Origin of the sequence: uncultured Sphaerotilus sp., from assembly GCF_963924895.1 — a bacterium.
Classification (GTDB): Bacteria; Pseudomonadota; Gammaproteobacteria; order Burkholderiales; family Burkholderiaceae_C; genus Sphaerotilus.
This window is the reverse complement of record NZ_CAWURG010000026.1, coordinates 36,531-53,963: the sequence shown is the minus strand read 5'-3', so window position 1 is coordinate 53,963 and position 17,433 is coordinate 36,531. Positions and strand designations below refer to the sequence as shown.

At 68.4% G+C, this 17,433-nt stretch carries 24 protein-coding genes; 14 read left to right on the top strand and 10 right to left on the bottom strand.

What is annotated here, in order from left to right; genetic code table 11:
• Positions 1–23: 23 nt before the first annotated feature.
• Entirely contained in the window at positions 24–605 is a 582-nt protein-coding gene (locus AABN02_RS10925) for a DUF924 family protein (RefSeq protein ID WP_338414962.1), read from the bottom strand.
• 104 nt (positions 606–709) lie between these two features.
• Between AABN02_RS10925 and AABN02_RS10920 the strand changes: the two genes are divergently transcribed.
• Genes AABN02_RS10920 through AABN02_RS10910 form a run of 3 tightly spaced genes read left to right on the top strand, consistent with a single transcriptional unit; the run spans position 710 to position 1,968 of the window.
• Positions 710–1,234 carry a DUF1993 domain-containing protein gene (locus AABN02_RS10920; RefSeq protein WP_338414961.1) on the top strand — a complete coding sequence of 175 codons (525 nt, stop codon included), beginning with the start codon at positions 710–712 and terminating at the stop codon, positions 1,232–1,234.
• Between the two features lie 38 nt (positions 1,235–1,272).
• Positions 1,273–1,563, top strand: a complete 291-nt coding sequence (locus AABN02_RS10915; protein WP_338414960.1) for a type II toxin-antitoxin system Phd/YefM family antitoxin — start codon at positions 1,273–1,275, stop codon at positions 1,561–1,563.
• Positions 1,564–1,572: 9 nt separating this feature from the next.
• The gene (locus AABN02_RS10910) at positions 1,573–1,968 is read left to right on the top strand and encodes a type II toxin-antitoxin system VapC family toxin (RefSeq protein WP_338414959.1); all 396 of its coding nucleotides are present in this window, start codon (positions 1,573–1,575) and stop codon (positions 1,966–1,968) included.
• A gap of 6 nt (positions 1,969–1,974) precedes the next feature.
• Here AABN02_RS10910 and AABN02_RS10905 read toward each other — a convergent pair whose 3' ends face one another.
• Genes AABN02_RS10905 through AABN02_RS10895 form a run of 3 tightly spaced genes read right to left on the bottom strand, consistent with a single transcriptional unit; the run spans position 1,975 to position 3,591 of the window.
• Positions 1,975–2,724 (bottom strand): cytochrome b/b6 domain-containing protein, encoded by a 750-nt coding sequence (locus tag AABN02_RS10905; RefSeq protein ID WP_338414958.1) that lies wholly within the window; start codon positions 2,722–2,724, stop codon positions 1,975–1,977.
• A complete protein-coding gene (locus AABN02_RS10900) occupies positions 2,721–3,191 on the bottom strand; it encodes a diheme cytochrome c (protein WP_338414957.1) in 471 nt (156 codons plus the stop codon). Before AABN02_RS10900 ends, AABN02_RS10905 begins: the two co-directional genes overlap by 4 nt.
• Before the next feature lie 49 nt (positions 3,192–3,240).
• On the bottom strand, positions 3,241–3,591 hold the full coding sequence (locus tag AABN02_RS10895) for a DUF1924 domain-containing protein (RefSeq protein ID WP_338415070.1): 351 nt from the start codon (positions 3,589–3,591) through the stop codon (positions 3,241–3,243).
• Positions 3,592–3,807: 216 nt separating this feature from the next.
• On the opposite strand from AABN02_RS10895, the gene AABN02_RS10890 reads away from it, so the two are divergent.
• Genes AABN02_RS10890 through AABN02_RS10880 form a run of 3 tightly spaced genes read left to right on the top strand, consistent with a single transcriptional unit; the run spans position 3,808 to position 6,246 of the window.
• Positions 3,808–4,179 (top strand): PepSY domain-containing protein, encoded by a 372-nt coding sequence (locus AABN02_RS10890; protein WP_338414956.1) that lies wholly within the window; start codon positions 3,808–3,810, stop codon positions 4,177–4,179.
• A gap of 3 nt (positions 4,180–4,182) precedes the next feature.
• Positions 4,183–4,839, top strand: coding sequence for a response regulator transcription factor (locus tag AABN02_RS10885; RefSeq protein WP_338414955.1), 657 nt, complete (start codon positions 4,183–4,185; stop codon positions 4,837–4,839).
• Between the two features lie 15 nt (positions 4,840–4,854).
• Complete coding sequence (locus AABN02_RS10880) at positions 4,855–6,246, top strand: sensor histidine kinase (RefSeq protein ID WP_338414954.1); 1,392 nt, start codon at positions 4,855–4,857, stop codon at positions 6,244–6,246.
• On the opposite strand, the gene AABN02_RS10875 is transcribed toward AABN02_RS10880, so the two are convergent.
• Positions 6,232–7,095: a helix-turn-helix transcriptional regulator gene (locus AABN02_RS10875; protein ID WP_338414953.1), complete on the bottom strand. Its 864-nt coding sequence runs from the start codon at positions 7,093–7,095 to the stop codon at positions 6,232–6,234. The genes AABN02_RS10880 and AABN02_RS10875 overlap by 15 nt on opposite strands.
• Positions 7,096–7,170: 75 nt before the next feature.
• On the opposite strand from AABN02_RS10875, the gene AABN02_RS10870 reads away from it, so the two are divergent.
• A complete protein-coding gene (locus tag AABN02_RS10870; protein ID WP_338414952.1) occupies positions 7,171–8,436 on the top strand; it encodes an MFS transporter in 1,266 nt (421 codons plus the stop codon).
• 111 nt (positions 8,437–8,547) lie between these two features.
• Here the strand turns inward: AABN02_RS10870 and AABN02_RS10865 are convergent, their stop codons facing one another.
• The 3 genes from AABN02_RS10865 to AABN02_RS10855 all read right to left on the bottom strand — a co-directional run bounded on the left by AABN02_RS10865 (position 8,548) and on the right by AABN02_RS10855 (position 10,429).
• Positions 8,548–9,069, bottom strand: a complete 522-nt coding sequence (locus tag AABN02_RS10865) for a phasin family protein (protein ID WP_338415069.1) — start codon at positions 9,067–9,069, stop codon at positions 8,548–8,550.
• A 170-nt stretch (positions 9,070–9,239) separates the two neighbouring features.
• Complete coding sequence (locus AABN02_RS10860; protein ID WP_338414951.1) at positions 9,240–9,716, bottom strand: copper chaperone PCu(A)C; 477 nt, start codon at positions 9,714–9,716, stop codon at positions 9,240–9,242.
• Between the two features lie 194 nt (positions 9,717–9,910).
• Entirely contained in the window at positions 9,911–10,429 is a 519-nt protein-coding gene (locus tag AABN02_RS10855) for a phasin family protein (RefSeq protein WP_338414950.1), read from the bottom strand.
• 128 nt (positions 10,430–10,557) lie between these two features.
• On the opposite strand from AABN02_RS10855, the gene AABN02_RS10850 reads away from it, so the two are divergent.
• The 5 genes from AABN02_RS10850 (at position 10,558) to msrA (ending at position 14,173) form a co-directional block, all read left to right on the top strand.
• Positions 10,558–11,556 carry a histone deacetylase gene (locus AABN02_RS10850; RefSeq protein ID WP_338414949.1) on the top strand — a complete coding sequence of 333 codons (999 nt, stop codon included), beginning with the start codon at positions 10,558–10,560 and terminating at the stop codon, positions 11,554–11,556.
• A gap of 10 nt (positions 11,557–11,566) precedes the next feature.
• On the top strand, positions 11,567–12,265 hold the full coding sequence (locus tag AABN02_RS10845) for a nitroreductase (protein ID WP_338414948.1): 699 nt from the start codon (positions 11,567–11,569) through the stop codon (positions 12,263–12,265).
• An 11-nt stretch (positions 12,266–12,276) separates the two neighbouring features.
• Positions 12,277–12,474 carry a hypothetical protein gene (locus tag AABN02_RS10840; protein WP_338414947.1) on the top strand — a complete coding sequence of 66 codons (198 nt, stop codon included), beginning with the start codon at positions 12,277–12,279 and terminating at the stop codon, positions 12,472–12,474.
• A gap of 116 nt (positions 12,475–12,590) precedes the next feature.
• A complete protein-coding gene (locus AABN02_RS10835; protein ID WP_338414946.1) occupies positions 12,591–13,577 on the top strand; it encodes a D-glycerate dehydrogenase in 987 nt (328 codons plus the stop codon).
• A gap of 62 nt (positions 13,578–13,639) precedes the next feature.
• Complete coding sequence (msrA, locus tag AABN02_RS10830; protein WP_338414945.1) at positions 13,640–14,173, top strand: peptide-methionine (S)-S-oxide reductase MsrA; 534 nt, start codon at positions 13,640–13,642, stop codon at positions 14,171–14,173.
• 27 nt (positions 14,174–14,200) lie between these two features.
• Here msrA and AABN02_RS10825 read toward each other — a convergent pair whose 3' ends face one another.
• Complete coding sequence (locus tag AABN02_RS10825; protein ID WP_338414944.1) at positions 14,201–15,232, bottom strand: zinc-binding dehydrogenase; 1,032 nt, start codon at positions 15,230–15,232, stop codon at positions 14,201–14,203.
• A gap of 143 nt (positions 15,233–15,375) precedes the next feature.
• Here AABN02_RS10825 and AABN02_RS10820 point away from each other — a divergent pair, with 143 nt between their 5' ends.
• Positions 15,376–16,068, top strand: a complete 693-nt coding sequence (locus AABN02_RS10820) for a glycoside hydrolase family 19 protein (RefSeq protein ID WP_338414943.1) — start codon at positions 15,376–15,378, stop codon at positions 16,066–16,068.
• A gap of 12 nt (positions 16,069–16,080) precedes the next feature.
• On the opposite strand, the gene AABN02_RS10815 is transcribed toward AABN02_RS10820, so the two are convergent.
• Positions 16,081–16,647: a LuxR C-terminal-related transcriptional regulator gene (locus AABN02_RS10815; protein WP_338414942.1), complete on the bottom strand. Its 567-nt coding sequence runs from the start codon at positions 16,645–16,647 to the stop codon at positions 16,081–16,083.
• Positions 16,648–16,724: 77 nt separating this feature from the next.
• Here AABN02_RS10815 and AABN02_RS10810 point away from each other — a divergent pair, with 77 nt between their 5' ends.
• Positions 16,725–17,426, top strand: a complete 702-nt coding sequence (locus tag AABN02_RS10810) for a CoA transferase subunit A (RefSeq protein ID WP_338414941.1) — start codon at positions 16,725–16,727, stop codon at positions 17,424–17,426.
• Positions 17,427–17,433: the final 7 nt, after the last annotated feature.

The window sequence follows — 17,433 nt, the reverse complement described above, 5'->3', positions numbered from 1 at the left end:
AGGACCCACCCGTCCCCCCACCCTCAGAACCCCGAGCCGGGTTGCATCAGGAACCCGGCCTCCTCGGCGGTATTCGTCCGGCCGAGCGCTGCATTCCGATGCGGGAAGCGCCCGAAGCGCGCCACGATCACCCGGTGCCGCTCCGCCCACTCCAGCAGCCCGGCCAGCGCCGGCTCGTCCCGGCCCAGCTGCGCGAACAGGCGGATCGACTCGTCCTGATCGGCGAGCGACTCCGAGTGCTCGAAGGGCAGGTAGACGAACTGGCGCTGCACCCCGGTCAGCGTCCTGTCCGCGCCAGACGCGACCAGCGATTTCGCCAATGACAGCGCCCGCGGATCGCCCGCGAAGGCGCGCGGCGTGTCGCGGCCGGTGTTGCGGGTGAACTGGTCGAGGACGAGGATCAGCGCGAGCGTGCCGGTGGGGGTGGCGGTCCAGTCCTGGAGGCCGCCGGACAGGGCTTCGTCGATCAGCGGGCCGAAGCGGCGGGCGATCTCGGCGTCGAAGGTGGCGTCCTTGCGGAACCACTGGGGGCTGGATTGAGTGTGGGTGGGGTCGGTGGGGGGGCCGAACCAGAAGTCGAGGATGGCGCTTGATTTGGGTTGCATGGCGATCGATGGTATGACTGGTTTCGCGATGGAAGCACTCTGCATACACGCGAAAAAACTGCTAGCGTCATGGACTATTCCGATTCACCACCAAGGAACCCCGCATGACCATCTCCATGTCCTCCGCCAGCCTGCCCGTCTTCACCACCATGCTGCGCAACCTGAGCCACTGCATGGACAAGGCCGAAGCGTCCGCCGCAGCCCGCAAGTTCGACGTGAACGTGCTGGTGCAGGCCCGGCTGGCGCCGGACATGCTGCCGTTCGCCTCGCAGGTGCGCATCGCCTGCGACGCCGCGAAGCTGGCCGCGGCCCGCCTTGGCGGTGTCGACGCGCCCAAGTTCGCCGACGACGAAACCACCTTCGCCCAACTGAAGGAACGCATCGCCAAGACGCTGGAGTTCCTCGTCACCGTGCCGCCCACCGCGATCGACGGCACCGAAGGCAAGGACATCACCTTCCCCATCGGCCGCGACGGCTCGACCCGCACGATGAAGGGCGAGGACTACCTGAAGCACTGGGTGCTGCCGAACGTGTTCTTCCACGTCACCACCGCCTACGCGCTGCTGCGCCACAACGGCGTCGATCTGGGCAAGGTGGATTACCTGGTGGGCGCTCAGGCCGCGGCGTAACATTCGCTGGCCGGTTCATTCGAGGAGTCGATCCGATCATGTCTGCTGCTGCCATCCCCGCCATCGCATTCGACGACGCCCAGCAGCGTTTCGGACAATTGATCGATCAGGTCGGCAACACCCATGAATCGGTGCTGATCCTCGGCCGGGCCGGGCAACCCGTGGCCCGGCTGGTGCCCTTGGAGCCGTCTGGCGGCATCCGGCTCGGACTGGCCAAGGGACGTTTCCGGATTCCAGAGCCTTCGGACGAACTGGATGCGGAGATCGCGGCCGAGTTCGACGTTGAAACGCTGCCTGACAGCGGGTTGCCAGCAACCACTCGCCGGTAACCCGCGGCGATGCGGCTGCTCCTGGACACGCACATCGCGCTCTGGTCGGTCTATGAACCGGACCGGCTCCCGCGCCGGGCACACGCGCTGCTCACTGCGCCTGATGTCGAGGCCTTTGTCAGCGTCGCGACCCTGTGGGAAATCGCCATCAAGAACAGCAAGCATCCCGGATTGCTTCCCCCGGTTGCCGTTGCCCGGGCAGATTTCGCCGAGGCTGGCTTTCGCGAGTTTCCGATCACCGGGGAGGTGATGGCCCAGGTCGAATTGCTGCAAACGGACATCCACGGTGATCCGTTCGATCGTCTGCTGATCGCAACCGCCTTCAGCGAACCAATGCATCTGGTCACGCACGACCGCAAGGTCGGCGCGTACGACCCGGCCATGCGGTTGATCCTGCTCTGCTGAGGCGCGTCAGTCGCCGTCACCACTGCGCCGCAGCAGTTCGACAACGCTGCCGACGCTGACCGGCGCACCCGCTGCCGCAGCGCCACCCTGCGGCGAGTCCTGCCACTGCCAGACCCAGAACCCGACCACCACCGCGATCACCAGCGCCGCCACGACCCCGTGGTTGCGCTTGGCCAGATCCGGCCCGGCGCCGGGAATCCGCCCGGTGAGCATCGGCCGCGCAGCGTTGGTCCGGCGCAGCAGGCTCAGCAGCGCGATCAGGCCGATGTGGCCCAGCACCAGCGCCAACATGCCGTTGGCGAACAGTTCGTGTGCCTCCGCCAGCACCTCGCCGACCAGATCGCCACCCCATTCGTTGTAGGTCGCGTAGCCGCTGAGCGTCAGCGGCACGACGGCCACCATCAGCGCCAGCACGGCCAGTGCCATGCCCAGGTTCTGCGCCTGCCGGCCGTTGAACTGCCCCGCGCGGGCACTCGCCAGCCACGGCTTCAGCCCCGAGAGCTTGCGCAGCAGCAGCCCGAGCCGTGCCTGCCGCGGACCCACCAGCCCCCACACGATCCGGAACGCCAGCAACCCGGCCAGCGTGTAGCCCAACGTGACATGCACCAGCCGCCAGTGCTCGGACTCGGCGGTCAGGTACGCGCCGGTGAAGCAGAGCGCGAACAGCCAGTGGAAGACCCGCGTCGGGGCGTCGGTGACGCGGCGGCTCGGGGCGGTCGTGGTGGCCGAGGCGGCGTTCAGGGTCGGGCTGTTCATTTCGGGATCCTCACGCGGTCTTCGTCAAAATCGCCCTTGTCGGCGCCAGCGTGGCAGGCCATGCAGTTGGAGGCGCTCTTGATCGAGGCGCGTTTCCAGACGCTGGCGCCGACCTCGTCGTGCTGCCGGATGAACCAGGCGGAGCGGGTGATGCGGTCCTCGGGCGGCGGGGTGGCGCTGACGCGGCGGCCGGTGCCGGCGTTGTCGGTGAGCCAGCGGGTGATGAGCTTGGCCGAGGCGGCGTCGAGCGAGGCATCCGTGCCGTAGTGCTTGTCCAGACCGCCCATCAAGCGCGTCCACGACGCCGCCGGCAGCATCCCGGGCGGGTAGGCCATGTGGCAGGCGGCGCATTCCTGCTGGTATTGCGGCAGGGTGGGCACGCGCAGGGCACGGTGGTGGTCGTCGTCGGCGAATGCGGACGGTGCGAGCAGCGCGGTGGTCAGGAGCAGGGCGAGGGGTGGGCGCATGGGGTGGGTTCCCGCTTGCGCGGGAATGACGGTGAGGGGAACAGTGGGCTCAGCGCTTCTGGGCGATGAGGTAGGCGAGGACGTCGGCCTTTTCGGCGGCGCTGCACTCGCGGCTCACGACGTCCTTGCAGTTGCGGCGGAACCACTTGTCCACCTTGGCTTCGTCGGTGAAGGCCTTGGCGTTGAAGGCGGGCGCCATCGGGGCGATGGGCTTGTTGGTGCTGGCGTGTTTGCCTTCGGTGGTCGGCGGCGCGTTGTGGCAGGAGGAGCAGGACCACTCGCCGCCGTGCTTGCTGGTGAAGAACACGCGCCCACGTTCCGCACTGGCAGGCGCGCCAGCGGCCACGGTCCAGCGCTGGAGCTGGGCGTCGGGCGTCGTGTCACCCGCTTCGGCCGGCATCGCCAGCAGCAGCGAAGCCGCCGCTGCCGCGAGGGCGGTGAGCGTGGTGCGGACCAGGTGGGGACGGGCGGAGGGGGTGCGGTGAGAGTGCATGGCTGCATTCTGGAAAACCGCGGCTGTACGCTGTCTGAATCACCTGTTTACCTGGGGTTCAGATTCGGATGTGGACAATCCAGGGTGCAAGTGCCGGATGGACCGGCGCAGAAGGATCTCGGAATGTCGAAGCGGGCCCTGCAGTGGCTGGGAATGGCGGTGGTGCTGATGGCGGCCTGGTCCAGCCCCGCCGTGTCCATCGCCCGCGAGCGGGACGACCACGAACGCGCCCGGCAGGCGGTCGAGGCGGGCCAGATCCTGCCGCTCAAGACGATCCTGGCGCGGATGGAGCGCGAGGTGCCGGGCGAGGTGCTCGAAGTCGAGCTGGAGCAGCAGGACAGCGGGGTCTGGATCTACGAGATCAAGGTGCTGCAACGTGGCGGTGTGCTGACCAAGCTCAAGCTGGATGCCCGAACCGGCGCCATGCTGAAGACCCGCGCCCAGCGCGCTGGCACCCGCGAGCGCGGCCATGAACGCGATCGCGAAAGAGACTGATTGATGCGCATCCTGGTGGTGGAAGACGAAGCGACGCTGGCCGACCAGCTGCAGCAGGCGCTGGCCGACGCCGGCTACACGAGCGAACTCAGCCGCGACGGGCGCGACGCCTGGTACCGCGGCGAGGTCGATGCCTTCGATGCGGTGGTGCTCGACCTGGGCCTGCCGGAGATCGACGGCCTGACCGTGCTGAAGCGTTGGCGGGCGGCGGGTCGGCGGATGCCGGTGCTGATCCTGACCGCGCGCGACAACTGGCACGAGAAGGTGACCGGCATCGACGCCGGGGCCGACGACTATCTGACCAAGCCTTTCCACATGGAAGAGCTGCTGGCACGGCTGCGGGCGCTGATCCGGCGCGCGGCGGGGCAGGCCTCGGCGCAGCTGTGCTGCGGCGCGGTGCAGCTCGATACGCTGAGCGGGCGCGTCACGGTGGACGGACAGGCCGTGACGCTGACCAGCCACGAATACAAGGTGCTCGCCTACCTGATGCACCGACCGAACCGCATCGTCTCGCGCGTGGAGCTGATCGAGCACCTCTACGCGCAGGATTTCGACCGCGAGTCCAACACCATCGAGGTCTTCATCGGCCGGCTGCGGCGCAAGCTGCCGGCGGAGCTGATCGAGACCGTGCGCGGCCTGGGCTACCGCATCAACGCATGACGGCGTGACCAGGCCATGAACCGGCTGTTCGGCGCCTCGCTGCGGATGCGGCTGCTCATCGGCACGCTGCTGGGCGTGAGTGCGGCGCTGCTGGTGGCGGGGCTGGTGCTGTCGAACCTGTTCCGCGAGCAGGTGGCGCGGCAGTTCCAGGCCGGCCTGCGGGTGCATCTGGACCAGCTCACCGCCAGCGTGGAGGCTGGCCCCGATGGCCAGCCCGTGCTCTCGGCCGAGCTGGTCGATGCGCGCTGGAACAAGCCGTACTCGGGCCTGTACTGGCAGGTCGACGGGCTGCAGGGCGGCCAGACCGTGCCCGCACTGCTGCGCTCGCGGTCGCTGTGGGATGCGACCTTGTCGGTGCCCGCGGACGTGCTGGCAGACGGCGAGGTCCACGTCCACGACATCACCGGGCCGGACGGTCTGGGGCTGCGGGTGCTCGAACGCGTGGTGCACCCGGACGACCGGCCCGCCACATCCTGGCGCCTGAGCGTGGCGCAGGACACGCGCGAACTGGACGAGGCGGTGTCGTCCTTCGTCGGCATGTTGGTGCTCTCGCTGGGTGTGCTCGCCGTGGCGCTGATGGCGGCGGCCGCGGCGCAGGTCGTTGTCGGGCTGGCGCCGCTGCGCAGTCTGCAGGCGGCGGTGTCTGCGCTGCGGGCCGGTCGGCTGCAGCGGCTGGAGGGCGATTTCCCGGCCGAGCTGCAGCCGCTGGTAGACGATTTCAACGGCGTGCTCGACCAGAACACCCAGATCGTCGTGCGCGCCCGCACGCAGGCGGGCAACCTGGCCCACGCGATCAAGACGCCGCTGGCGGTGCTGTCCAACGCGGCGGCGCGTTCGGACACCGCGCCGGGCGAGCTGGCGCGGCTGGTCGACGAGCAAGTGGCGCAGGCGCAGCGGCAGGTCAACTGGCACCTGTCCCGGGCGCGGGCCGCGGCGGCAGTCGGTGTGCCGGGTGTGCGCACCCTGGTGTCCGCGGTGGCGGGGCCGCTGGTCAAGGTGATGGACCGGGTGCACGCCGGGCGCCATCTGGATTTCGACGACCGCACCGCCGACGTGCCGCTGTGGTTTGCCGGCGAAGAGCAGGATCTGCAGGAGATGCTCGGCAATCTGCTCGACAACGCCTGCAAGTGGGCGCGCTCGTCGGTGCTGGTGGAGGTCTCCGCAGTGGAGGGCGGGCCGCGGCGCTGCCTGCAAATCACGGTCGAAGACGACGGGCCGGGCATCGCCGAGGCGCTGCGCGAGAAGGTGCTGGTCCGCGGCGCCCGGGTCGATGAGCAGATGCCGGGCTCGGGGCTCGGGCTGGCGATCGTCCTCGATCTGGCGCAGTTACACGGCGGCACGCTGCGGCTGGAGCGCTCCGACGCGCTGGGCGGGCTGCGGGTGCGGCTGGTGCTACCCGCGGTTTGACGTCGTCGCGCCGGCTGCCTCACCACCGAAAAAGCGGCTCGGCGCCATGCCCACGGTGCGGGTGACCATCGCGGTGAACGCGCTCGGGCTGGCATAACCCAGCTCGGCGGCGATGTGGCTCATCGGCTTGCCACGCGCCGCCAGCGCCAGCGCACGGGCCAGCAGCACCTGGTGGCGCCACTGCACGAAGCTGGTGCCCAGCTCGTCCCGGAACAGCCGGGCCACCGTGCGCGCACTGGCCCCGGACTCTGCCGCCCAGGCGTCCAGCGTCGCGTGGCGGGTCGGCGCATCCAGCACGGCTTCGCAGAGATGCCGCAGCCGCTTGTCCTGCGGCAGCGCCACCCCCAGCGGCAGCGGCTGGGCGCGACGCAGCTCGTCCAGCACCAGCGTGCCGATGCAGCGCTCGCGCAGCTGGTCGGCCGCGTCCGGCACAGCGTCTGGATCGAGTTCGGTGAGCTGCTGCACCAGCTCGCGCAGCAGCGACGAGACCTCGATGACGCGGCAGCGGCGCCAGGCGTCTTCTTGCGCGGCCGGCACGTCCGGGCCACAGCGGTCGGCGGGCTGGTGGACGTAGAGCGTGCGCATGTCGGCGTCCTGCACCACGGTGACGGTGTGCACCACCTGCGGCGGGATCCACACCGCGCGCGAGGGCGGCACGAGGTAGGTGCTGTGGTCGGCGGTGACCCGCGTGACGCCAGTGGCCGAGAACGCGACCTGCGCCCAGGCATGGCTGTGGGGCGCGACACGGGTGTCGGCCTCCAGGCGCCGCGACTTGCCGCGCACGGGGCGGGCGGCGGTCGGCGCAAAGCGCTGGGGATCGAGCGGGGCGATGCTGCGGTGCGGAAGCATGGGGATGGCGGAATCGCGACAGAGAATGTCGTTCTATCGTAACCCGGACGCGGGCGGCGCCTCTACAGTGCCCGGATGCACTCCACCACCTTGCCCTCGAACGCCGCCACTGCGGCGGACGACGACCGCGCCCGGGCGCGCCGCGATGTCTCCACCATCGGCCTGATCGGGCTGGCCCACGGCACCTCGCACTTCCACCACCTGCTGCTGCCGCCGCTGTTCCCGCTGTTCATCCGCGACTTCGGGCTGAGCTATTCGGAACTCGGGCTGCTGGTGACGGTGTTCTTCGTGATCTCGGGGATCGGGCAGGCGCTGTCCGGCTTCCTGGTGGACAAGGTCGGCGCACGCCCGGTGCTGTATGCGGCGATGGGCAGTTTCATCGCCGCGTCGCTGGCGGGCGCGGTGGCGCAAGGCTATGGCGGGCTGATGCTGGCCGCGGCGCTGGCGGGGCTGGGCAATGCGCCGTTCCATCCGGTGGATTTCACGATCCTGAACAAGCGGGTGTCGCCGCAGCGGCTGGGGCACGCCTTTTCGGTCCACGGCATCAGCGGCAACCTGGGCTGGGCGGCGGCGCCGGTGTTCCTGATCGGGCTGTCTTCGGCGTTTGGAACGTGGCGGGCGGCGTATCTGGGCTCGGCGCTGGTCGCAGTCCTCGTGCTCGGGCTGCTGTTCCTGAACCGCGCCGCCATCGACGACCGGCAGGGCGCCTGGTCGCACCAGCGTGCCGGCGCCAAGGATGATCCCGCGCTGGCCGACGAACATCCAATGGCCTTCCTGCGCCTGCCGTCGGTGTGGATGTGCTTCTCGTTCTTCTTCTGGACGACTGCGGCGCTGACCGCGATCCAGAGTTTCGCCAGTCCCGCGCTGGGCAAGATCTACGGCCTCCCGGCATCGTCCACCGCCTACGTGGTGACCGGCTACATGCTGTGCGGGGCCGTGGGCATGGTGATCGGGGGCTTTCTGGTGCCGCGGGTGGCGCGCCTGGAGCGCACGATCGCGGCGGCGATGGCCCTGTCGGCGGTGTTGTTGCTGCTGGCGGGCACGGGCTGGCTGTCCGGCATGGCCTCAGTCGCCGCGGCGGCGCTTGCGGGCATCGGGACGGGGCTGGCCGGACCTTCGCGCGACATGCTGATCAAGCGCGCAGCCCCGCCGGGCGCGACCGGGCGGGTCTACGGCACGGTGTATTCAGGGCTGGACGCCGGCTTCGCGCTGGCGGCACCGGTGTTCGGTGTCTTGCTCGACCGCGGCATGGCGCCGGTCATCTTCTATGGCGCGGCGGCGGCGATGACGCTGGGCATCGTGTCCGCGGCGGTGGTGGGGCGCGGTTTGAAGCGGGCCTGAACACCGGAGCGGAAACCGGACCAGAAAACAAAAAGACCCGGCGTGGTCAGCGCCGGGTCGGGTAGTGCGAAGGCCGTTGCCGGCCCCGCACCAAAGACACATCCTGAAAAATCAGGCGGCCTTGGAGACAACCTTGGTCATCGACTGGATGTTGGCTTCAGCGGCGCTGACGGCTTGCTTGGCAGCCTTCTGGGCCGATTCCATCGCGGTGGAGCTGGCGGTCATGGCTTGCTTCATGAACGCGACGGCGCTTTCGCTGCCGGCGGGGGCGTTCTTCAGAGCGGCTTCCACGAAACCTTGCACCGATTGCTGCGAAGCGGCGACTTGGCCTTCGAACAGCTTGCTGATGTCGGCTTGCGTGGCAGCAGCGATTTCATAGACCTGGCGGCTGTAGGCGGTGGCCTTTTCAGCGGCCGGCTGCAGCACGCTGGATTGCAGGGCGGCGAAGCCTTGTGCGTCCTTGACCGACAGCAGGGCCTTGGCGTTGGCAGCGGACTCGTCCAGTGCAGCGCGGGCGGTTTGCAGGTTCAGTTCCACCAGCTTTTCGACGCCACCGAAGGCCTTCTGGCCCAGAGCAACAACGGAGTCCAGATTGGATTGGGCAGCGGCGGAGATTTGGTCAGCGTTCATCATGGTGAGCAGTCCTTTTGTGGGAAGAGGTGGCCGGTGGACCCGGCTTTGCTGCACTGCAGCATGATTCACAGTATAGGGACTGACTGCGCAATTGCAAGCATTCATGTTGCGACGCAGCATGAATTAGATCGCAACCTCTAAGTGACAAAATCCAGGACTGCCATGGCTGCTCAATGCATGTGGCCGGACATCGAACCGGCAGCACCCATGGGTTGCGCGATCGCCTTGACCTCGACCATCGAGCGCTGCTTGTCCCGGCCTTCGAGGACCAGCGTGAGCGGCACCGTGTCGCCCGCCTTGATGGGCTGCCTCAGGTCCATGAGCATGACGTGGTAGCCGCCGGGCTTGAGTTCGACCGCCTTGCCAGCCGGCAGATCCAGCCCGCTGACGGCGCGCATCCGCATCATGTCGCCGTCCATGGCCATCTCGTGGAGTTCCACGACACCGGCCATGCTCGAGCGGATCTCGACCAGTCGCACCGGCGTCGAGGCCTGCAGCTTCATGAAAGCGCCAGTGGACTTCTGTTCTGCCACGGTGGCACGCACCCAGGGCGCGCTCACGGTGACGGTCTGGGCGTGCACGGTGGTCGCGGTGGCGAATGCACAGGCGGACAGCAGCCCGAGAAGAACAAGGCGGATGGAGGGCATGGACAGGCTCAAAAAAAACCCGATGGGATCACCACCGGGATTGAAGGTACCTGAAAGCATTCTTTCGATAGGTACCGAGGAGACAACCAGTCGCGCATGGTCCGAAGAGAACCACACGCACCCGGACAGATCAGGTCGGATGGCAAAAGTTCAATCGACAGCTCGTAAAAAACTTCTCATCGACCGCGACCGCATCATTTCTTGCGGACGGCTTGGTTCATGGCCTCGAAATTGGTTTCCGCCACGTTGAGCGCCTGCTTGGCGGCCTGCTGGACATTGGCCAGCGCGCCGTTGGCCGCCGTCACCGCCTGCTTGATCATCGCCAGCGATTCCTCGCCGCCGGCCGGCGCGTTCTTCACGGCGGCATCGACCAGTCCCAGGATCTTTTCCTGCGCCGCCACCATCTGCGACTCGACCAGTTTCGACACCTCCGACTGCGTGCTGGTGGCGATGTCATAGACCTGCCGGCTGTAGGCAGTGGCCTTTTCGGCCGCCGGTTGCACCAGGTCGGCTTGCAGCGCGGCCAGGGCCTGCGGATCCTTGGCGGCCAGCAGGGCCTTGGACTGCTCCACCGAGTCGCCCATTGCAGCGCGCACAGCCTGCAGATTCAACTCGACCAGCTTTTCGACGCCCTCGAAGCTCTTGCGGGCGAGTTCAACCAGCGCGTCCAGGTTGGCCTTGTTGGCGGCAGCAAATTGTTCGGGGGTCAGCATGGTGGGGTCTCCAGTGGCGGTGGACTTGGGGTTATGTTCAAGTCACAGGCGTTTCATTGCTGCATTGCAACAATATGTGACTATAGGGGCGCCAGACGGCTGAATCAAGCCTTGGTCACAATGTCGCGATGCGCGCCTACTACGCCGACCATTTTGTACTCCCTCTGCCGTCCGGACACCGTTTCCCGATGCAGAAATACCGCCTGCTGCGCGACGCGATCCTGGCCGAGCTGCCCGAAGTGCGCCTGGCGCAAGCGGAAGCGGCCAGCGAGGGGGAGCTTGCACTGGTCCACACTCCCAGCTACATCGACGCGGTCCTGCACGGCGGCCTCAGCGCGGCCCAGCAACGCGAGATCGGCTTTCCCTGGTCGCCCGCCATGGCCGAACGCGCACGCCGCTCGGTCGGCGCCACGGTCAGTGCGGCCCGCGACGCGCTGCGCGAGGGCCTTGCCGCCAACCTCGCCGGTGGCACCCACCACGCCAGCGCGGACACCGGCAGCGGCTTCTGCGTCTTCAATGACCTCGCCGTCGCCGCGCGGCTGATGCAGGCCGAGTGGTTCCGGAAGCACCGCAGCGTGCTGCGGGTCGCGGTGATCGATCTGGACGTCCACCAGGGCAACGGCACCGCCGCCATCTTCCGCGACGACCCGACGGTCTACACGCTGTCGATGCACGGCGCCAAGAACTTCCCGTTCCGCAAGGTGCCCAGCGATCTGGACGTCGACCTGCCGGACGGCTGCACCGACGCGCCGTATCTGGCCGCACTCGACGACGCGCTGGCGCAGCTCTGGCAGCACCACGCAGACGAGCCGCCGGGCCTCGTCTTCTTCCAGGCCGGCGCCGATCCGCACGAGGGTGACCGCCTCGGTCGCCTGAAAATCACCGCCGCCGGCATGGCCGAGCGGGACCGGCGGGTCTTCGCAGCTTGCCGGTCGCGCGGCATCCCGGTCGTGCTGACGATGGGCGGTGGCTATGGCCATGTCATCGAGGACACGGTGGCCGTGCAGTTGCAGACCTACCGCGAGGCGCTGGCTGCATGGCGGGCCGGCCACCCGGACAATCCCGGCAAACCCGAGGTGCCTGCCATGCTGCATCGCGCAAATAATGCGCCGCACCACTCCAATTGAAAGCCACCCCATGCTCACCGACGACCAGCGCCGCGCCGCCGTGGACGATGCCATCACCTCCCGCCGCTCGCTGCGCGCCTACCTGCCGACCCCCGTGGCGCGCGACACCATCGAGGACATCCTGCGGGTCGCCTCGCGGGCACCGTCGGGCACCAACACGCAGCCGTGGAAGGTCCACGTGCTGACCGGCGCGTCGCGGGACGCCCTCAGCGCCAGCATCCTGGCCGCGCACAACGACCCGGCCGTCGCCGCCACCCACACCGAGGAATACGCCTACTACCCGACCCAGTGGCAGTCGCCCTACATCGACCGCCGCCGCAAGGTCGGCTGGGACCTGTACGGCCTGCTGGGCCTCGCCAAGACCGACAAGGCCGGGATGCACCGCCAGCATGGCCGCAACTACACCTTCTTCGACGCCCCGGTCGGCCTGGTCTTCACCATCGACCGCGTGATGCAGCAGGGCTCCTGGCTCGACTACGGCATGTTCCTGGAAAACATCATGGTCGCCGCCCGCGGCCGCGGTCTCGACACCTGCCCGCAAGCCGCGTTCACGCAGTACCACCGCCTGATCGCCGAACACCTCGGCCTCGGCGCGCACGAGATGGTGGTCTGCGGCATGGCGCTCGGGTTTGCCGATCCGGATGCCGTGGAGAACACGCTGGTCACCGAACGCGCCCCGGTGAGCGCGTTCACCACCTTCCACGAATGAGCCGAGTCCCCATGCCCCAGCGCAATTCCATGCGCTGGCCGGTCGCGGCCATCTTGAGCGCCACGCCGCTGCTGTCCCAGGCGGCCGAAATCGACGGCGCGACGCTGTCGGTCTGGTGGGGCCTGCCGTTCATCGTGCTGCTGACCGCAGCCAAGAACATCGCCGCGCGCGGGCATGCGCGTCTCGCAGGAGGAATCCCCGTCCTTTAGGGCGGGGAGGATGTCAAGGCGCTCTACACGGTGGCCGGCGGCTCGCTCACGCCGCTGGGGGATCCGCCGCTGTTTCCGCTGAACGGCATCGCAGATCAACACAGAAAGAATCCCACATGACCCGACCCGCTGTCCTCGTCGCACGCCGCCTGTTCCCCTCGGTGGTGGAGCGACTGGCCGCCCACTTCGACGTCGAGACCAACGACGCCGACACGCTCTGGAGCCGCGACGACCTGATCGCCCGCCTGCAGGGCAAGCAGGGTGTCTTCGTCACCACCGGCGAGCCGATCGATGCCACGCTGGTCGCCGCCTGCCCGGACCTGAAGGCCGTGTGCTCGATGGCCGTCGGCTACAACAACATCGACGTGGCGGCCTGCCACGCGCGCGGCATCACGGTGACCAACGCGCCAGACGTGCTGACCGAGACGACCGCCGATTTCGGCTTCGCGCTGATGATGGCGGCGGCACGGCGCATCACCGAGAGCGAGCGTTTCCTGCGCAGCGGTGCGTGGAGCAAGTGGGCGCCAGACTTCTTCGTCGGCGCGGACATCCATGGCGCCACGCTCGGCATCCTGGGCATGGGCCGGATCGGGCAGGCCATCGCGCGGCGCGGCGCGCTCGGTTTCGGCATGAACGTGATCTACCACAACCGCTCCCGGCTGGCGCCCGAGGCCGAAGCACCGATCGGTGCCCGCTGGGTCCCGCAGGCCGAGCTGCTGGCCGAGGCCGACCACCTGGTCATCGTCGTGCCCTATGGCCCCGCGTCCCACCACCTGATCGGCGCGGCGGAACTGGCGCAGATGAAACCGACCGCCACACTGACCAACATCGCCCGCGGTGGCGTGGTGGACGACGCCGCGCTGGCGATGGCCCTGAGGTCGAACCGGCTGGCCGCAGCCGCGCTCGATGTGTTCGAGGGCGAGCCGTCGGTCCACCCCGCGCTGCTGGAGGTGCCCAACGTCGTGCTGACCCCGCACATCGCCAGCGCCAGCCTGCCGACGCGCCTGGCCATGGCCGATCTGGCCGCCGACAACCTGATCGCGCTGCTCACGGGTGGTGCGGCGAAAACCCCTGTGCCGACGCCTTCGGCGGCCGCGGTGTAAGAACGCAGGCGCTGCACCGACTGATGGTGCTCGATGGTGTTGACCTCCAGGAGAAATTGACCATGACCGATCCGGCTTCTGCCACTACCGCCACCACGGCCACTGACCGCCCGCTGGAAACCGCCTACCTCGCCGGCGGCTGTTTCTGGGGCATGGAAGACCTGCTGCGCCGCATTCCGGGCGTGGTCGACACGGAAGTCGGCTACACCGGCGGCTGGCTGGAAAACCCGCGTTACGACGACACGCACGACTCCAAATCCGGCCACGCCGAGGCGGTGAAGATCGTGTTCGACCCGGCGGTGCTGGCCTTGGAGGACCTGCTCGTGCACCACTTCTTCCGGATGCACGACCCGTCCACGCCCGACCGCCAGGGCAATGACCGGGGCACGCAGTACCGCTCGGCGATCTTCCACACCAGCGATGCGCAACGGGCAGCGGCCCAGTCGGCGGTCGAGCGCGTGAACGCATCGGGCCTGTGGCCGCGACCGATCGTGACGCAGCTCGCGCCGTTCACCCAGTGGTGGGTCGGGGAGGGCTACCACCAGGACTACCTGATCAAGCATCCCGGCGGTTACAGCTGCCACTACATGCGCTGACCGCCGCGCGGCCAGCGGGGCAGGGCGTCAGGCGATCTCGATCGCCACCTTGCCGAACTGCGCGCCGGACTCCAGCCGGTCCAGCGCGGCGTGCGCATCGTCCAGCCCGTAGCGGCGGTCGATGATCGGCCGGATCAGGCCGCGCTCGCACACCTGCAGCAGGTCGCGGAACTCGCTCAGGTCGCCCAGCGTCGAGCCCATGATCTGCAACTGGCGGATGAACAGCCGGCGCAGGTCGGCCCCGGGCTGGTCGCCTGTGGTGGCGCCACAAGTGACGAGGCGGCCGCCGCGCACCAGCGACTTCATCGCGCTGGACCAGACGGCGGCCCCGACGTTCTCGAACACCACATCCACGCCACGGCCACCCGTCAGCGCCAGCACGCGGCGGGCGATGTCTTCCTTGGCGCCGTTGACCGCGTGGTCAGCGCCCAGGGCGAGGGCGCGCTGCAGCTTGTCGTCGTCCCGCGAGGTGACGATCGCGGTGGCACCAGTCATCTTCACCAGCTGCAGGGCCGCCAGCGACACGCCGCCCCCGACGCCGAAGATCAGCACCGTCTCCCAGGGCTTGAGCTGCGCCTTGGTGAACAGCATCCGCCAGGCGGTGAGGTGGTTGACGCCGAGCGCGGCGGCCTCGGCCCAGTCGAGCGCTGCCGGCTTGGGGAAGACATTGGACGCCGGCAGGCTGACGAACTCGGCGAGCGTGCCGTCGCGGTGTTCGCCCAGATAGCGGACCGAGGTGCACAGCACGCCCTGGCCGCGCAGGCAGAACTCGCAGCGCCCGCAGGACAGGCCGGGGTGCAGCACGACCGGCTGGCCCACCTTCAGCAGCGGCTCGTCGTCGTCCACCGCTTCGACGAGGCCGGCGCCGTCCAGCCCCATCGTCTGCGGCAACTGGTGCGTGATGCCGGCGCCGCTGTCGCGCATGTAGAGGTCGACGCGGTTGAGCGTGGCCGCCTTCATGCGCACCAGCACCTCGCCGCGGCGGCGCTCGGGCATCGGCCGCTCGCCGATGGCGACCACTTCGTTGCCTCCGTGGCCCGTGATGTAGATGGCTTTCATGGCCGGTCTCCTTGTCGCTTTGTTGTCCAGTTACAAAATAGAACCTGTCGACGCCTGCCGGATGACCCGGGCAACTTGTGTCCGTCGGCCAGACACGGCAAGGTGCAGCGCCACACCCATCGTGATTGCCATTGGAGACTCCCATGCTGACCGACGCCCAACTCGCCGCGATCATGCCCAACATGCCGGCTGCACGGCGCGCACTGTTTCTGCCCGCGCTGAACCAGACGATGCAGACCTACACGATCAGCAACCGGCTGCGTGCTGCGGCCTTCCTCGGTCAGCTCGCGCACGAATCCGGCGAGTTCAAGTACATGGAAGAACTCTGGGGCCCGACCGCGCAGCAGCTGCGCTACGAGCCGCCGAGCACGCTGGCGACCCGGCTCGGCAATACCAAAGCCGGCGACGGCAAACGCTACAAGGGCAGGGGGCCGATCCAGGTCACTGGCCGCGCCAACTACAAGCGCTACGGCGACCTGCTGGGGCTGGACCTGGTCGGCAAGCCGGAGCTGGTCGCGAAGCCGGGTATCGGTCTGTCGGCCGCGGGCATGTTCTGGCGCACGAACGGGCTGAATGCGCTGGCGGAGTTGCAGGATTACCGCGAGATCACCCGGCGCATCAATGGTGGCTACACCGGCTGGGAGGAGCGCCTGCGTTACTACGAAGTCGCGAAGAAAGTGCTGGCAACCGGCTTCTCGGTGCCCAAGAGCGCGCCGGTGCCGGTCCCGCCGAAGTCGCGCGGTGGCCCGGCGCCGGTGCCATTCGCGGTGCCCGCCAAGATTCCGCGCTCGCCGCTGGGACGGGGTCAGGAGGCGATCGACGCGCCCGCGCTCTGACGGTTCACACGTTCAGACACTCAGCAGCTTGTTGACCAGCTCCGGCGTGGTCGCTGCCTCGTACTTGCGCATCAGCCGCGCCCGGTAGACATCGACCGTGCGCGGGCTGATGCCCAGGCGCCGCCCGATCAGCTTGCTGGTCAGGCCCTCGACCAGCAGCGCGGCGATCTCGCGCTCGCGCGGGGTCAGCTCGGCCTTGATCTGGCGCTTGGCGGAGAGGTCGTCGAAGGACCAGATGCCGGCCGCGTGCGGGTCGGCCGGATCGAGCGCCCGCCCCGACACGTGGCACCAGAAGAGCGCGTCCTGACCCGCTGGCGCGTTCAGCCGCTTCATCACCCGGTCATCGGCGTAGCGGCCGGTCACATCCAGGCTGGCGGCGATGCGGGCGCCGGTGCGCTCGAACTCGGCGTGGCTGGGGTAGAGCACCTCGAAGCTCTGCCCGACGAGCTGCGCCCGCTGCGCGCCGAACATGGCCAGCACGTGCTGGTTGCAGTCCACCATCAGGCGGTGGCGCGACAGGATCAGCCCGACCGGAGCGAGGTCGAAGGCCGTGCGGTAGTCGAGATCGAGTGCAACCATTACTCAATTCTACGTACCCCCTACGTAAGGCCTTAGGTATTACAGTGCAGCGTCGGAAATTTGCGGAGAGTCTGCATATGAACAAGGTTTACCCGAGCGCCGCAGCCGCGCTCGAAGGCATCGTCCGGGACGGTCAACTGATCGCGGTGGGTGGTTTCGGTTTGTGCGGCATCCCCGAGGCGCTGATCGACGCGCTGGCGGCCAGTGGCGTGCAGAACCTGACCGCCATCTCCAACAACGCCGGGGTCGACGGCTTCGGCCTGGGCAAGCTGCTCAACACGCGCCAGATCAAGAAGATGATCTCCAGCTACGTGGGCGAGAACAAGGAGTTCGAGCGCCAGTACCTGGCTGGCGAGCTGGAGCTGGAATTCACGCCCCAGGGCACGCTGGCCGAGAAGCTGCGCGCCGGTGGCGCCGGCATCCCCGCGTTCTTCACCAAGACCGGTGTCGGCACGCTGGTGGCCGAGGGCAAGGAACTGCGCGAGTTCGACGGCGAGGTCTACGTGATGGAGCGGGCGCTGATGCCCGAGCTGTCGCTGGTCAAGGCGGATGTGGCCGACATGTCCGGCAACCTGCGCTTCAACAAGACGGCGCGCAACTTCAATCCGGCCGTCGCGATGGCCGGCAAGATCTGCGTGGTCGAGGTGGAACGCATCGTGCCGACCGGCGAGATCGCGCCGGACGACGTGCACCTGCCGGGCATCTACGTGCACCGCATCGTGGTGAACGCGACCCCCGAGAAGCGCATCGAGAAGCGCACGACCCGCGACCGCAAGTAAGGAGCAC

What these genes read in the sequence shown, in the direction of transcription:
- msrA (WP_338414945.1), top strand. Translation starts at nt 13,640, where the DNA reads ATGACCGATCCGGCTTCTGCCACTACCGCCACCACGGCCACTGACCGC.
- AABN02_RS10915 (WP_338414960.1), top strand. Translation starts at nt 1,273, where the DNA reads ATGTCTGCTGCTGCCATCCCCGCCATCGCATTCGACGACGCCCAGCAG.
- AABN02_RS10890 (WP_338414956.1), top strand. Translation starts at nt 3,808, where the DNA reads ATGTCGAAGCGGGCCCTGCAGTGGCTGGGAATGGCGGTGGTGCTGATG.
- AABN02_RS10850 (WP_338414949.1), top strand. Translation starts at nt 10,558, where the DNA reads ATGCGCGCCTACTACGCCGACCATTTTGTACTCCCTCTGCCGTCCGGA.
- AABN02_RS10840 (WP_338414947.1), top strand. Translation starts at nt 12,277, where the DNA reads ATGCCCCAGCGCAATTCCATGCGCTGGCCGGTCGCGGCCATCTTGAGC.
- AABN02_RS10895 (WP_338415070.1), bottom strand. Translation starts at nt 3,591, where the DNA reads ATGCCGGCCGAAGCGGGTGACACGACGCCCGACGCCCAGCTCCAGCGC.
- AABN02_RS10920 (WP_338414961.1), top strand. Translation starts at nt 710, where the DNA reads ATGACCATCTCCATGTCCTCCGCCAGCCTGCCCGTCTTCACCACCATG.
- AABN02_RS10835 (WP_338414946.1), top strand. Translation starts at nt 12,591, where the DNA reads ATGACCCGACCCGCTGTCCTCGTCGCACGCCGCCTGTTCCCCTCGGTG.
- AABN02_RS10865 (WP_338415069.1), bottom strand. Translation starts at nt 9,069, where the DNA reads ATGATGAACGCTGACCAAATCTCCGCCGCTGCCCAATCCAATCTGGAC.
- AABN02_RS10860 (WP_338414951.1), bottom strand. Translation starts at nt 9,716, where the DNA reads ATGCCCTCCATCCGCCTTGTTCTTCTCGGGCTGCTGTCCGCCTGTGCA.
- AABN02_RS10845 (WP_338414948.1), top strand. Translation starts at nt 11,567, where the DNA reads ATGCTCACCGACGACCAGCGCCGCGCCGCCGTGGACGATGCCATCACC.
- AABN02_RS10820 (WP_338414943.1), top strand. Translation starts at nt 15,376, where the DNA reads ATGCTGACCGACGCCCAACTCGCCGCGATCATGCCCAACATGCCGGCT.
- AABN02_RS10885 (WP_338414955.1), top strand. Translation starts at nt 4,183, where the DNA reads ATGCGCATCCTGGTGGTGGAAGACGAAGCGACGCTGGCCGACCAGCTG.
- AABN02_RS10810 (WP_338414941.1), top strand. Translation starts at nt 16,725, where the DNA reads ATGAACAAGGTTTACCCGAGCGCCGCAGCCGCGCTCGAAGGCATCGTC.
- AABN02_RS10905 (WP_338414958.1), bottom strand. Translation starts at nt 2,724, where the DNA reads ATGAACAGCCCGACCCTGAACGCCGCCTCGGCCACCACGACCGCCCCG.
- AABN02_RS10880 (WP_338414954.1), top strand. Translation starts at nt 4,855, where the DNA reads ATGAACCGGCTGTTCGGCGCCTCGCTGCGGATGCGGCTGCTCATCGGC.
- AABN02_RS10875 (WP_338414953.1), bottom strand. Translation starts at nt 7,095, where the DNA reads ATGCTTCCGCACCGCAGCATCGCCCCGCTCGATCCCCAGCGCTTTGCG.
- AABN02_RS10900 (WP_338414957.1), bottom strand. Translation starts at nt 3,191, where the DNA reads ATGCGCCCACCCCTCGCCCTGCTCCTGACCACCGCGCTGCTCGCACCG.
- AABN02_RS10925 (WP_338414962.1), bottom strand. Translation starts at nt 605, where the DNA reads ATGCAACCCAAATCAAGCGCCATCCTCGACTTCTGGTTCGGCCCCCCC.
- AABN02_RS10825 (WP_338414944.1), bottom strand. Translation starts at nt 15,232, where the DNA reads ATGAAAGCCATCTACATCACGGGCCACGGAGGCAACGAAGTGGTCGCC.
- AABN02_RS10815 (WP_338414942.1), bottom strand. Translation starts at nt 16,647, where the DNA reads ATGGTTGCACTCGATCTCGACTACCGCACGGCCTTCGACCTCGCTCCG.
- AABN02_RS10855 (WP_338414950.1), bottom strand. Translation starts at nt 10,429, where the DNA reads ATGCTGACCCCCGAACAATTTGCTGCCGCCAACAAGGCCAACCTGGAC.
- AABN02_RS10910 (WP_338414959.1), top strand. Translation starts at nt 1,573, where the DNA reads ATGCGGCTGCTCCTGGACACGCACATCGCGCTCTGGTCGGTCTATGAA.
- AABN02_RS10870 (WP_338414952.1), top strand. Translation starts at nt 7,171, where the DNA reads ATGCACTCCACCACCTTGCCCTCGAACGCCGCCACTGCGGCGGACGAC.